The following is a 13,964-nucleotide window of genomic DNA, read 5'->3' on the forward strand; positions in this document are numbered from 1 at the left end:
AAGTTTTGCATTATATAATCAAAGTATGATTTTGCCCTGTCGCAGAGAGGACAAAGACTAATAAAATGAATATTGTTGCTGGACACTTTCCAACTCTCGTTGTTTCAATTCCATCTCCTGTTTACTTAAATCTAACTGCTGTTCAAGCTGTAAAGACTTTAGCCTGAGAGCAATAAGCTCCTTAAAAAACAACCAATCATTTTTATAATCTAAATAGCGAAGATTACGATAAGCTTCACTTTGGCTAAATTGATTATCAATCATATCTGGTAACTGATTAGCATCATCCAAAGCATTGCTAATACCACAACCTAATAAAAAATTAGCAGGCATCAAAGCATCTCCAACCAAGCAAAAAACACCGCTCTTAGGAAGAAGCAAAGCGAATTTATCAGCAATTTCAATATCTGTTTTAAAAACAGAAGCTAAAGCAGGGGGGCTCGTCTTAAAATTCGTATTGTTAAATAATAATTGTAATACCAAGTCAAACCATTGTTTTAACTCTTTTTTATTATTATCCTTGAGAATGGATTCAGGAATTTCTCCAGTGAGGTAAAGATCTCCACTCCTTTTTGAATATTTCAAATAAATTAAAGGTGGATAATCATGCGTCCAGCCCATAGCCTTTAACGGAGCAATCTTATCTAAAGAGATGAAGCTGGTTCCCTCAATAGGACTTAACACCGGATTAGCTATCATCGCCAAAGGCGGATTATTGATCGTCAAATACATCACACCAAAAGCATTATGATCAGGATTATCTAACTTTTCATAACCAATCGCGAACTCTGGATTTTGCGTATTCCACAACTGAGCAAATGATTTTGATGTTTTTCCGGATGCGTCAACTAGCAAATCAAAACTGTGATTTTGTATGCTACCATCATTATCCAAGGTTAACTCCTGATTCTCAGCATCAACCTTGACAATTTGCGTGTCTCCCAAGTGAAAAATGAGCTGCTGCTCTGCATTATTGAATTTAACAGTATAAGGATCTTCTTCGTCCTGAAAAGTAAAACCACCTTGGGCATAAATATATTTCAACTTATTATACTGATAACGCTGTAGCTCTGCGATAGGAATTACAGTGCGCTCTTTTTCAATTAATTCAAAGAAAGCTAAATCCAATTGATCTTCTGCACTTAATTTCAAGCTGGATTCATCCATGGGACGGATTAATTTACAGATAAAGTTATCTTTGAATTCCAGGGAATACCCTTTGCTTGCCAGTTGACTTAGAGCAAAAAAACCTCTGATGGTATCATCCTGCAAGAACACCCCTTGTTTGCGACTAAAAACATCATCTTCAGATCGGCAGTCAATTAATTCAACGGAATACCCTTTAGCTAATAATGCAAGTGCACTGGCCAAGCCAGCCGGCCCCATGCCAATGATATATGCTTTCTTTCCCATAAGTTGGACCCTACTACTTAAATAAATGACGTATTTTAGCATCTAATTGTTAAGAAATTATTAGGAGGGTATTTCTGGGGTTCCAACCTGGAACCCCAGGCTTATGTCCCCAAATCAAAACGAATTACATCCATGATACCTTTTTGACAAATATCGCAAAATGATGCGTGGGACTCCATAACACAATTCAAGCCTGGTTTGTGACTTGCGCCTTGATAAGATGGTGAATCTCCATAGCCACCTCGATATGCTCCATATTGAGGTGGCGTTGGATGCCAATCACTATAAGGAGTAGGAATAGAAATTTGTGGATTCACTAACTCATTCCATTTTAATCCCGAATAGCCTGGAATAGTTAGAAAAGTGATGTTTTGTGACCAGGGCTCCTCCATTTCCGGAGCAAACTCCAATTCAGTCCGCCCACCTCCTTCATATTCTTCATTGAGTCCCAAAAAATGTCCCAATTCATGTATCAGAATATAGGTAAAATAGGTTGAATTATCAGCAGGTATTGCCGTATGTGATTTGTAATTACCTACTCCCCAGTATTGACTGTTATTAACCAAGACTATTGGATAATCGTAAGGAGCTGACGCCAATCCCTGGCGGAATTTGTTCTCTCGTGTAGGGTAAACAATATGATACCAACGTCCAAAATTATTCCAGTAGGGATAATATAAACCTAAAAATGAATCAAACTCTGGTACAGGCAGACCCAGATCTTCAGCCACTCCCAAACGCTTAGGTGATGGATTAAATACCCCATAAAAATCCATATACTCTAAGCCAGGAAACTGTTGACTTTGTAACGCCTGTACAGTTTTAATGGCTCGTTTCCAAAATTTCGCTTTTTCATTTTGAGCATACCCTTCAGCATAAATATTCACTCTTAAAGAGGGAATTTTCACAGCAGGCAATAATTGCCTCACTTCCAAATCATTGAAATGACGACTCTCTCTTGTTAGTTCACTAACAATGATGTTTTTCTCTACAACTTTTTCCATAAAACCTGTTTGAGGATTTTCAGCATAAAGTTCAAAAACCATATCATGGGACGGAACGGGGAAACGCAAATTAATAGCTCGTGCCAGTTTACGATATTCCTTACCTGTACCAATTGCATCAAAATATACTGCTTCACCACCAACTCTGTTTTTCAAAACACCTAGATAACTCCCCCATTGGGGTTTATGGATACTTCGTGATAATAATGCTGGTGTTCCTGAGGGTTCTATTATTAGCATACCAATCTGATAGGAATCGGTTTCCTCAATCCAATCGGTTTGAATCCGTAACACATCAATCCCTGTGTTTTCCCGGACTATCTTTAAAGAATCGGGATTGACTTGATGGAATTTTAAATTTGGATAGTGACTGTCTCTGGGTACTTTATAACGGTCCCAATACGGATTGGCGCATGCCAGATGAGAAATTAAAAAAATAGAGCAAATGATAAAAAATCTTATCATGGGTATGACCTCCTTGTATTCCAGAACTATTGTTCCATGCTAATTTATAGATTTTCCTCCAATCATTAAGTTCAGCTAATAAACTTAATGAGTGACTCTTTTTATCCATTGAACTTCATATTTTGTGAAAAGCATTGATTTTGAGTATCGAAGCGAGGACAGCACACTTGGAAGCGCCTGCCGCAACGAAGCACAGAAAATCATGATTTATAGGGCAAAAAAAAGACCTATCCATGGAGGATTATCACCTAATAAAACAGATGGTTCAAAACCTAATGATTCGATTCTAACCCACTCTTTATCCAAATACTTCAATTGATCATTTAATGCTTTGTTATCCGTTTTATTAGTCGCATCAAAGCAACGATCAAAAGGATCATAGGTATAAGGATTACAAACTACTGCCTCCATGTTATCCATTATCCCAATTTTGTTGTACCAATCATCAATCAACATTGGGCCGTCTGGTTTTGCAGCCGGATCGAGCACATAAATGGTACCCATGTAGTTGACAACAGTTGACACATGATACCACCAACTTACTGCTCCCTCAGAGGAGTATGGGGTTTGCATTTCCAAATCGCCAAAAGCAAAAATTTTTGCGGGAATAATAAAATGTTCGCTATCCAGTTTAATTCGGGACAATGCCGCTCTGGCAAAACAACCATCATCAGGATAAAGCCAACTAATTCTTCTTTGAAAATCAGGCTTATCAGGTGAATATAAAAAACGAGTATCTCGTATGAGATTAAACATAGTCATCAGTTCGTCATAACTGCTAACCTTCGGCACGGTGGAGTAATCTATTTTCTGTAAAGAGACTTTTTTTGAAAAAGGGGTGCCTCTGGCAATTAACATCTTAAGTTCATTTTTTGGTTTGCTATTTATGGCACGCTCCACTGCGTCCTGAAAAGATTCTCCTGGAAGCCGTTTTTGTGAGACAGTTGCGTTTACCAAGCTGCAAAAAATTAAAAACGGAAATAATGACAAAATAATAGCTATTTTTTTCATAGCAATCCTTGAGTATTTATAATATTGGTTGATATTTTATCCAATATTTGTCGTCCTTGACATTCTTTATAATTAGCATGAACTGGTTGAAAAGACTAGTCTATTAGTCATATGAACTATCAGTAGTCAAAAGATAATATATCAAAAACATAATGACTTATGTCTTTTATCAGGGTAGACATTCAAAATGTCTAATTTAATTGATAACAAGTTTCTCATAATAATAATCTATAATTCAGATATATATCAATTTATAGATTAGAGGCTAGTCATGGCTAGTGATAACCCTTTTTCAGGCTTAAGAGAAAGAATGTTAGATCTCTATCATAAAACAGAAATGAACCAGTTCCGTGAACCTGTATTTAGCGAACACTTCAAGGGCGCTACGCTTAATGGTAGTGTTATTTATCGAGCTAGTTTAAAATTTCAATCGGATACAATCTTAGAAGACCAGCGCGCACATTTACAAGGTTTATTTTTAGCTTATTTAGAAGATCAAGCATCCAGCATTTATAAAGAATACTTTGATAAAAAATTTGGCTCAGGACCTAATACCACCACCCACTCCTTGCTTGATCAATTTGAATCAAAAAACGATGCTAGCCTTGAAAAAATTCGATCGGTTTTGGATAAATGTATAACAGAAAACAAAGAAGAGGATTATTGGTTTACTAATGCTGTAAGAGGAATCCTTCTAACTAACGCTTTTGCTATTTCCGAAAGCTCAAGTGAATCCTACCAATCAGAATTAGAACAGAGAATCAGCAAACTAATTCCACCTCCTGGCAATACAAATGAGGAAGAACAACAAAAGATTTACAGCCCGTAGTTGTTAGATGAAATAGGTATGATCTAGAAAATACTCATATTAACCAAAACTTACTATCTTATCGTTTAGTATGGCCGAGCAGTATTCAGAATTCCCTACTTGTTATACGGTCTTTGTAATTAATTATATTGCAGAGTGTTCGATTTATCAAAATAATACCCTGTCGCCAAGTTGAAACAACTTTTATTATAGTACTTATTTATTTTTTGTTTTCTACCGTTATTGTGGGGTGAATTTGCTGATCATCGTGTGTTATGCCTTCAGTATCATTAGTACCCTTTTCAATTAAAGTGGTATCTTCTCCAGACATTTTTGCTATCTTGGCAATGCTCATTTTGCTTGACTGTTTTTTGCTAAACATGCCATAAGGGTTTGCTGAATGCACAGGGAAATTTGTTTTAATCGAATCATCAACATGTATCCGTTTGCCCTCAATGCAAGACATCACCGTATGATAAGCCATATTAAAATCAGGATTATTTGTATGCCAATTATATTGCTTATCTTTACCGTCATTGTAATAAGTATATTCAGGAATTACTCGTTTTTGGAAATTACAGGCTATTTGATGAATATCATCTCTTGTTAACTCAACCTTTTGGGTCGGATCCAGATTAACGATCGCAATATCAGTATCAGAACTTAAGCCTAGGCCATTCTTACGTACTACAGCAAGTAACCCTGGTTTTGACTGGATTGGGATGACTTCACTCCAAAACCCCATATTGGAACTTGGCAATGAGCTTAATATGCTATTGATTTCAAACATAAATTTTCTCATATCATGCTGACCATTCCAACCATTTTGAGGTGTTCTGGGGGCGGGATTAAAATTTTCGTCTGAAAACCCAATCGTTATATTTTTTTGGGATAGTCTTTCTTGAAATGCTTTACAAACAACTTCATCACCACAATTAATTTGATTTTGCAAAGTCTCCAGATATGGAACTAATAATCGCCCTTGCGATTGTTTATCATGCTGTAAATTGTTATAGATGATCCCAGCTTTTTCTTTTTGGATATTCTCTATAGCCATCTCAGTTAATACTTCCATAGCTACTTTGTTGTCGGGATGTATTTTATCAAAGATTGTATGAGTGCGTTGTGCATAATAGGTTTGCTCCAGAGCATGAACCCTTCTGAATACTGGTTTTGCCAGTAAATCACCCGTTTCATCGCCTGACAAGGCATACCACCCACCGCTTGATGTTAAAGCACAGAAAGCCAGTTTTTCACGCATCCTTGTCTCTACTTCTTTGATTGTTGATTGATTGCCGCTTAGAATCTCGTTTTGAATGTCTTTCACAAAAGAATAGCGAAGGACTGACTCTAAAGCTTCGTCATAATCATAGCTTCTTTCATGCTTAAATTTTTCTTGCACACCGTGCAAAGTATGATGATCTGCCAAACGATGTTCTGCCATTTCTTCCAATATCGTCATGGCTAGGGAATTGTGATCGTGATTACCGGAGAAAGCAATACACCCACCTTTGGCATGAGGATGCAATTTCTTTTGTTTATCCAGGAATACTACTTGAGCCTTAACCCCCTCCTCCTCTTTACACCACCCTGGTAAACCACCGTAATCATCTCTTTGTGCGTAATAGGTACCGCGAGTGATATGCGTTGGTCCTTTTTCTGGCAGCAGCAAACCATCAACCACATCGGTGAGCTTCTGACTCCCACTGAAAAGAAGTTCATCCAATATAACGGGTTTAGGTTTATTAAACTGCTCCGCAAGATCATAAATATAAGCATAAATTTGTTTACGTAATTCCGGGTTTAAATAGCCTACAGCATCAATGCGAACACCCTCAAATCCATAATCAATCATGTACTTATAAATATAAGGCTTCCAAAATTGTTCAATAATTTCATCTCGGATTTGAGGGTCACTGTAGTCAAACGCGATAGCATCCTTAAAATCAGGATGGACATCCTTTTGAAACCATTCAGGATGTTCTTTTCTGTGCCGTGAATCGGCGGCAACGTGATTTAAAACCAAATCAAACATTGGTACCAAACCATGATTTCGGGCTTCTGATGTGAACCTCTGCATTGCTTGCATATCGAGTTTCTTTTTCAACTCAGGATCAACATTGGAGGGTGCTGGGTTAAAATAAGGACTTATCAAATCACAATCCGTCATAGCATATAGACTTCTTGTGACTTCATTATAAGCTCTGACACCAATCGTCTTATCTCGCTTAAATAAACCTTGAACATCTCCTGCTTTTTGTACAGGGTTTAGCCAGACAGCATTAAATCCCATGGCCTGTAGTTCAGGTAAATAGGCTGTCATCTCCTCTATACTTCCAAATTGAGTCGGAAACATGTTATAACAACGTAAAATCCCATTCCCATCGAGGATTACGCTTTCTTCACGGTCTGTTTTATTGACTATCTCCAATTTTGATTCTGTCATAATAATATGCTCATATGATGGCCTTTCAGATAAAATATAGTACATATATCCAGATTATTCCTCTTATGCTTAAACAATTGAGCAAATAATCTATTGGTCTAATTGATAGGGACAGTTATCTTGTATTTTTTTATTTCTGAATGTTAATGAATCGATTAACTTGATATTAATAGTTTTTAAATAAATCAAATTGTGTTAAAATATTGCCGTTATTATATCACCAATTATTAATACTTCTTGGTGCCAAGCTTGAGCTTTAATCACCAAGGTGTCTTGAGCTTAAAAATTTTGCGGAGGATTTATGGGTGGCTCCTATAATGATTGGCTGAAATCGTCATATAGCGAATTAAAGAAAATCAACATCATCGAAAATCTGATAAAGGAAAACAATCTTGCCAAAGCAAAAATGCTTTTAAATAATCTCGATCTCACTACCCTCATCAAATACACCGAATTAAGTAAAACAATTACAGACTTTTGCGAAAAACCAGAGCAAAATGATATTTGGCGGACTCATCTGCAAAGTTTTAACGAAGATGATTTTTCATTTGAAGAATACTTACCCGTCACTTTATCCCAATTAGTTAAAGGCATCTACTTTTACGGACAAGCAGCTGAGCGCCGGGAAGTAGAAGGTAAAGCATTTGGGGATAATGAGCTGGAATTTCTTAGAAAGAGCGCTCATCACCATTGTTTTTATGCTTATAATTCATTATCAACCTGGGCTTATGAAAAATACAAAATGGGTTTGAATGATTATTCCTTATTAACCTTGCACTATGCTCAAAAAGCCAGCCAATATCATTGGACTCCAGGATATTTATTATTTTATAAAACTTATTTAAATTTAGCCATCTTATCAAATTCCCCTTCTTTACCTTACCAGGAAGCATTAGAGGCGCTCTTGATTGCCCGCAAATTAGCTGAACATCCTTATTCTATAAGCGCTATCAATAATGCCTACTTTGGGAAAGGCCTGATTCATGGGAACAAGACACAATTTGAATCTTGGGATAAAGCAATATCAGAAACTATTGTCAAAGGCAAAATACCCTCTGCTCTAATTAATAAAATTTATGATAAAGCATCTGAAAAAGCCAAACAGATACTGGATGAATTCACACATGAAGTAAAAGATAAACCAGAAGAAGAAAAATTGGAAAATGAAGCAGCTTCTACTTTGTCTATTTGACGCTATAATAGCAAGCGATTCGACTGATAAAAGTGGAGTTGTAACTGAACAATACTATTTTTTCTCAGTTTTATAGTTTAATAATTTTCTATGGTGACAGATTCTATGGGATATCATTTTTTAATGGAAGGAAATGGCATTATTGCATGCTATGACATGTACCCAACTCAGTTCCATTCTATTAAGGATATGATTGATTATTTGCCTGTCTTAAAACAGATGGGGTTTAATGCCTTATGGATTAACCCCATGCAAATGCCTGGCGACATTAGCTGTTTTTTTAAAACGGATAAAAATAATGGTGTAAAAACAGGAAACGAGGTCACCAGAAGCTTGTATGCCATGAGTCATCCGCTGCTGTTCAATCCACTATTTAGTTTAGGATCTCCTGTCGACTCCATAGAGACAATCCAACGATTAAACGCAGAAGCTTTGCAGTTATTCACCCAAAACGCAAGGAACCTCGGAATAGTCCCGATGTTTGATCTGGTTTTAAATCATGTCGCCATTGACTCTCCCTTGTGTCAGGATAAGCCTCATTGGTTTAAAGGGGTTCATGAAGACTTTAAAGACGTACGCGGCTTCAATTACGATGATGAAAGCATAAGAAAAGAAATCATAACGGAATTTTGGCAGCCTTATATCAGACGTTATATGATCGAGTATGGTTTTGATGGGGTTCGTGTAGATGCTGTAGGTTATGTACATCCTGAGGTAAGGCGTGAAATATATGCCTATATCCACTCCCTTGCCGCAGAACACGGTAAACCAAAGCCGGTTATCCTTGATGAGGCTTTATTTAGTAAACGCCCGCTTGCAGATGAAGTAAATTATTTAAAACTTCCTGGCATAGGCCCAACTCACATCACTACAGAAGCTTATAATGCTGAATTTGATCTTGCTAGTACTGGCTTGCCCTATGAAATAACATTGGAAGAGCAATTAAAAGCAAGTGTTGTCTTCCAACAAAAAGATGGCGCAATGCGTGAAAACACGAAGGGAGGCTGCATTAATTTTTGTGGGAATCATGACTATCGCTCATTGGCTATGACTATTTTATTTCAAATGGCCAAAAAAAGACTGACATCTGATTCTTTCTATAATGACTTAATGTCTTCTTATCAAGAATTGTACTTTAAATTTAATACCGAGCAAGAAAAACCACATGAGCTCAAAGAGCCTTTGAAAACAACCTTGCTTTACTCTTATGTTGATCAAATCAAAAAAGAGTTAGAAGATAATAAGGATGCAACAGCGCAAGAATTTAAAACTCTGGTATTGGAAAAACTGGCTTTATCCGCTCTTACAGGCAGCGGCGGATGGTTTTTATTATCTGGTGATGAAACATGTGACATCACAGCAAAAACAGTATTTCAGAGAAAAGGAGCTGTTGACAAATCTTATTATCCTCAACGTGAACATCGTATTTTTAGTGAGAAACCAATTATTGCTCACAAAATACTAGAAAAAATGGCAGAAGATAATTTCTTCATAGAAAATGCGGAAAATAAGTGGATGTTGGAACTATACCGAAGTGCATCAAGCTTTCCTGAAATGCAAAAACGCCTTTTGGTATCCCACATTGATAATATTAAACACCAAATAAATGCCGGTATCGATCATGTGCAAGAAAAATTTGCCAGGCTGCTTGCCATTGAAGAATTAAATATAGAGTTCACACCTCAAGATTTTTTAGCGAAACCAAGAACCCATGAAAATGGATGGCTTGGATTACAGAATAATTTTGTATTTATCAGACAACTCAATGCGTTATTAAAAAACCTGCCCGCATCCCTTCCTGGATTTTCCAGTGAGTTGGTTCGACTCCCTGAGAAACCACATCTCATCATTGTAGTAAGAAAAAATGGTAATGAATTAAATGCACCAATTGATATAGTTGTTGTTAACCTTGATCAGGAAAAACGAGAAACCTTAACCAAAGTAGATGTTCAATTAATCGCCAAAAACTATTGCAGCCAATATTTTTCTAAAAATAATCCAAGTGTTTGCAATAACTTATGGGAAAAACTCTATTTATCTGTTTTAAAATCTGCTGCAAACAATAGAGTTCACACAGATACCAGCATTAAACTCGAAGGAACCCATTTGTTTGAGTTTAAAGAAACATCGATAAATACTTTCTTTACAATTGAAAAAGAAAAAATTCATTCTCATAGAAATGATGAACATATCGCTTTGAATGAAAATGTAATCTTGCGTTAGAAACCTTTCAAAGCAATCAGGTTAATTGCATCTACCAATGCAATTCCTTCCAACTGCTGAACTCTTGCTTTTAGCGTTTGAGGGGTATCTCCTTCCAAAACAGGGCATTTTTTTTGCAAAATGAGAGGGCCAGCGTCTACTTCTTCTGTTACATAATGGATAGTGCATCCTGTTTCCATAAGACCGGAATCAAGAACAGCTTGATGTACGTCCATATCCATTTTTCCTGCAAACGCCGGCAATAAAGAGGGGTGAACATTGATCACACGATTATTCCATTTATTTACAAAATCAGCCGACAAAATTCTCATGTATCCAATCAAAACAACCAAATCTACCTGATGGCTGATTAGTATGTCACTTACTTTTTTATCAAAATCAATTCGGTTTAATCCCTCAGGATTAACAAATTGTGTATTCAAACCCAACAATTTGGCTCTTTCCAGAATAATAGCACCGGGTTTATTACTAATAACAACGTCTATCGTTGCCTTAAGAGTTCCCTCATTAATTGCATCAACAAGTGCCAACATGTTTGTTCCACGAGTTGATCCTAATATTCCTAAACGAATCATAAAGCACGTAACCTACGCATTGCTTCAACGCGAGTATTAATTAAAGGTAATGTGCCAATATCTTTTCTGTGAAACAGAGGCCCTTTTATATTTTTTATTTGTTGTTCAGCAATTTCCTCTGCCTCACTGATAGTATTCGCTATGCCGACATAGGCGGCTGTCCGCGAACCAGTAGCGTAGAGCTTGCTATCCTTAAGATCCACCGCAGCCAAATATAGAGTATCTTTAGGTTCGACTGCAGAAATATCGATTTCAACATCGCGCAATGGATTATCAGGATAACCATCAGGGACAGCGTATTTACAAACTGTGGCTTGATTCAAAAAGTGAACAGATTCTTTTTGTAAATTGCCATTGGCCATCGCAATACATAATTTGACAAAATCAGACTCCAACAAACTAAGTACATTAAGAGCTTCAGGATCTCCAAAGCGAGCATTAAACTCAATCACATACACTCCATGTGCAGTAACCATAAATCCACCATACAGTATTCCTATGTATTTATCAGACATTTCCGTCATGAGTGCATTGATTACTGATTGATTAATTTCAAAAGCAGCACGAACATCTTCTGGAGACAAAAATGGCAAGCTGTGATCTGCTGCTGAATAACTCCCCATACCACCGGTATTAGGACCCTCATCATGCTCATAAGCTCGTTTATGATCTTGCACAATAGGCATTGGAACTAATGAGATACCGTCAGAAAAACACATAAATGAAAACTCTTGACCTATTAATTTTTCTTCAATGACTAAAGACTGATTATGATCAAAAATTTCTACACAATAGTTCAAAGCCTCTTCAAATGACAACAGATGTTCCCCTGCTACTTTTACACCCTTGCCCGCCATTAAGCCATTCGCCTTAACAACGTAATTATTTTCACCTAACTCTAATAAAAACTCTCTTATACCTTCTAAATTGGTAAATACTTTATATTTAGGCAAACCTGGAATTCCATATTTTTCCATCAACTCCCTGGCGAATGCTTTGCTGGTTTCAATTTGGGCCAAATTTTTCCTGGGTCCTATAACAGGAATTCCACAATCCCACAAAGCATCGGCTACAGCATGTTCCAATGGAGCTTCTGGGCCAATAATAGCCAAATTAATTTCCCACTCCCTTGCTTTCTGATTAACTTGCTCAGGAACAGTAATATCACCTACCCAATAATCTGAAGTGAGATTTTGGATACCAGGATTGCGAGTTGTTCCAAAGCAATAAATCTTTGGCTTATTCTCTGATTTACTCAACGCTGTAGCTATTGCATGTTCACGCGCACCAGAACCAACAATAAGAATATTGATCAAGACATCTCTCCTATCTCTGTTTCTTGGTCATTTTCAGTTAATCTTTTTTTCTCCAATAATTTAATTTTGTCTTCAGTAATTTGTCCACAAATGTATTTGCCATCCATACAAGCCATACAAGGCTTAGTCATATCATATTTCCCCCTGCGAGACACCGCCTCTATAAGACTTTCTTGAGTTTGGTATAATAATTTATCCACCCCTAGAAATTGACGGATTTCCTCTTCCGTTTTATGGGCTGCGATCAATTTTTTACGTGATGGGATATCAATACCATAGAAACAAGGGTTTTTAATCGGTGGACAAGTTGATACAAAATATATTTCTGATGCGCCATATTCTCGTATCATTCTGACTATTTCACGGGATGTAGTTCCCCTTACTATACTGTCATCAACAATCAATACCTTTTTTTTATTAATTTCTGTTTTTTGAGGAGTTAACTTATAACGAACCTGTCTTGCTCGCGATTCTTGATTAGGCATGATAAACGTACGCCCAATAAAAGGATTTTTATATAAACCTTCGGAGTACCGTATTCCCAGTTCATTTGCAAAAGCTAATGCTGCAGTATTCGCTGTTGAGGGAGCGGGGATCACCACATCAGGGAGGGTATCCGGAAACCTCTCTTTCCAACTTTTAGCCAAGTTTTGACCCATACGTAATCTGGCTCGATAAACGCTTACATCGTCTAATGTGGCATCTGGTCTGGCGAAGTACACGTATTCAAATATGCATGGGGTAAATTCTTTTGCTGAAAGCACTTTTCTGTACAATTGACCTTGACTATTCACATAAGCAACTTCACCTGGCAATAAATCCCCCTTAGGCTCAAAACCTAGAGCATAAAAAGGAGTAGTTTCTGAAGCAAAAATGTAATCTTTACTACCATCTTCATGTATTCGTTCACCCCAAACCAAAGGGCGGATACCATGCGGATCTCTGAATGCCACCAGACCTTTACCAATGACTAAACTAACAACAGAATAGGAACCTTGAACTCGTTGATGTATTTCGTGAACTGCCGAACATAACAACTGAAAGAATTGTTCTTCATCATGATCAGAATAAGACCCCTTGGCTAAGTAGTCTGCCAGAAGTAATAAAAGGGCCTCAGAATCAAGAGTAGAGTTTAAATGCCTGTGTTGTTTCCCGCATAAATCATCAACCAACTCCCCATAATTCACTAAATTTCCATTATGAGCCAGAGCTATCCCGCGAGGGCTTCCTATCCAAAGAGGCTGAACATCCGCTTCACTATAACCTCCAGCTGTGGGATAACGTACATGAGCAATACCGATATTTCCCTTCAGTTTAAGAATATCTTCGGAAAAAATAGACTCTCTGATCAATCCAAGTCCATGTTTGAAGTAAAATCGATCATCTCCGGTTAAAATACCGGAAGCATCTTGTCCTCGGTGTTGTAAATGAATCAAGCTATCATAAAGCTCAGCAGCGACGGGTTCATGACTGTAAATTCCTACAATGCCACACATAAGTCTTTCCCCCGG

Annotated in this window: 10 protein-coding genes; 3 read left to right on the top strand and 7 right to left on the bottom strand. The window is 37.2% G+C overall.

What is annotated here, in order from left to right; translation table 11 throughout:
- Positions 1–57 precede the first annotated feature (57 nt).
- From OQJ02_RS07850 to OQJ02_RS07860, 3 genes are all read right to left on the bottom strand, one after another.
- On the bottom strand, positions 58–1,455 hold the full coding sequence (locus tag OQJ02_RS07850; protein ID WP_265718656.1) for a hypothetical protein: 1,398 nt from the start codon (positions 1,453–1,455) through the stop codon (positions 58–60).
- 59 nt (positions 1,456–1,514) lie between these two features.
- Positions 1,515–2,906: a M64 family metallopeptidase gene (locus tag OQJ02_RS07855; protein WP_265719808.1), complete on the bottom strand. Its 1,392-nt coding sequence runs from the start codon at positions 2,904–2,906 to the stop codon at positions 1,515–1,517.
- Between the two features lie 183 nt (positions 2,907–3,089).
- On the bottom strand, positions 3,090–3,893 hold the full coding sequence (locus OQJ02_RS07860; RefSeq protein ID WP_265718657.1) for a protein-glutamine glutaminase family protein: 804 nt from the start codon (positions 3,891–3,893) through the stop codon (positions 3,090–3,092).
- Positions 3,894–4,164: 271 nt separating this feature from the next.
- Here OQJ02_RS07860 and OQJ02_RS07865 point away from each other — a divergent pair, with 271 nt between their 5' ends.
- Positions 4,165–4,722: a hypothetical protein gene (locus OQJ02_RS07865; RefSeq protein ID WP_265718658.1), complete on the top strand. Its 558-nt coding sequence runs from the start codon at positions 4,165–4,167 to the stop codon at positions 4,720–4,722.
- 199 nt (positions 4,723–4,921) lie between these two features.
- On the opposite strand, the gene OQJ02_RS07870 is transcribed toward OQJ02_RS07865, so the two are convergent.
- Positions 4,922–7,147, bottom strand: coding sequence for an alpha-amylase (locus tag OQJ02_RS07870; RefSeq protein WP_265718659.1), 2,226 nt, complete (start codon positions 7,145–7,147; stop codon positions 4,922–4,924).
- 301 nt (positions 7,148–7,448) lie between these two features.
- Between OQJ02_RS07870 and OQJ02_RS07875 the strand changes: the two genes are divergently transcribed.
- On the top strand, positions 7,449–8,339 hold the full coding sequence (locus OQJ02_RS07875; protein ID WP_265718660.1) for a DUF5630 domain-containing protein: 891 nt from the start codon (positions 7,449–7,451) through the stop codon (positions 8,337–8,339).
- Positions 8,340–8,444: 105 nt separating this feature from the next.
- Complete coding sequence (locus OQJ02_RS07880) at positions 8,445–10,562, top strand: alpha-amylase family protein (RefSeq protein ID WP_265718661.1); 2,118 nt, start codon at positions 8,445–8,447, stop codon at positions 10,560–10,562.
- Here the strand turns inward: OQJ02_RS07880 and purN are convergent.
- The 3 genes from purN to purF are packed head-to-tail and all read right to left on the bottom strand — an operon-like array spanning position 10,559 to position 13,949.
- On the bottom strand, positions 10,559–11,137 hold the full coding sequence (gene purN, locus OQJ02_RS07885; RefSeq protein WP_265718662.1) for a phosphoribosylglycinamide formyltransferase: 579 nt from the start codon (positions 11,135–11,137) through the stop codon (positions 10,559–10,561). The two genes, OQJ02_RS07880 and purN, sit on opposite strands and share 4 nt — an antisense overlap.
- Positions 11,134–12,453, bottom strand: a complete 1,320-nt coding sequence (gene purD, locus OQJ02_RS07890) for a phosphoribosylamine--glycine ligase (protein WP_265718663.1) — start codon at positions 12,451–12,453, stop codon at positions 11,134–11,136. Before purD ends, purN begins: the two co-directional genes overlap by 4 nt.
- Positions 12,450–13,949 (bottom strand): amidophosphoribosyltransferase, encoded by a 1,500-nt coding sequence (gene purF / locus OQJ02_RS07895; RefSeq protein WP_265718664.1) that lies wholly within the window; start codon positions 13,947–13,949, stop codon positions 12,450–12,452. Before purF ends, purD begins: the two co-directional genes overlap by 4 nt.
- Positions 13,950–13,964: the final 15 nt, after the last annotated feature.

The sequence above is a fragment of the Legionella sp. PATHC032 genome, assembly GCF_026191185.1.
GTDB lineage: Bacteria > Pseudomonadota > Gammaproteobacteria > Legionellales > Legionellaceae > Legionella.

Excerpts from the sequence above, each read along its gene's own strand:
- OQJ02_RS07850 (WP_265718656.1), bottom strand. The coding sequence starts at position 1,455 with ATGCTAAAATACGTCATTTATTTAAGTAGTAGGGTCCAACTTATGGGA.
- OQJ02_RS07860 (WP_265718657.1), bottom strand. The coding sequence starts at position 3,893 with ATGAAAAAAATAGCTATTATTTTGTCATTATTTCCGTTTTTAATTTTT.
- OQJ02_RS07865 (WP_265718658.1), top strand. The coding sequence starts at position 4,165 with ATGGCTAGTGATAACCCTTTTTCAGGCTTAAGAGAAAGAATGTTAGAT.
- OQJ02_RS07870 (WP_265718659.1), bottom strand. The coding sequence starts at position 7,147 with ATGACAGAATCAAAATTGGAGATAGTCAATAAAACAGACCGTGAAGAA.
- OQJ02_RS07875 (WP_265718660.1), top strand. The coding sequence starts at position 7,449 with ATGGGTGGCTCCTATAATGATTGGCTGAAATCGTCATATAGCGAATTA.
- OQJ02_RS07880 (WP_265718661.1), top strand. The coding sequence starts at position 8,445 with ATGGGATATCATTTTTTAATGGAAGGAAATGGCATTATTGCATGCTAT.
- purN (WP_265718662.1), bottom strand. The coding sequence starts at position 11,137 with ATGATTCGTTTAGGAATATTAGGATCAACTCGTGGAACAAACATGTTG.
- purF (WP_265718664.1), bottom strand. The coding sequence starts at position 13,949 with ATGTGTGGCATTGTAGGAATTTACAGTCATGAACCCGTCGCTGCTGAG.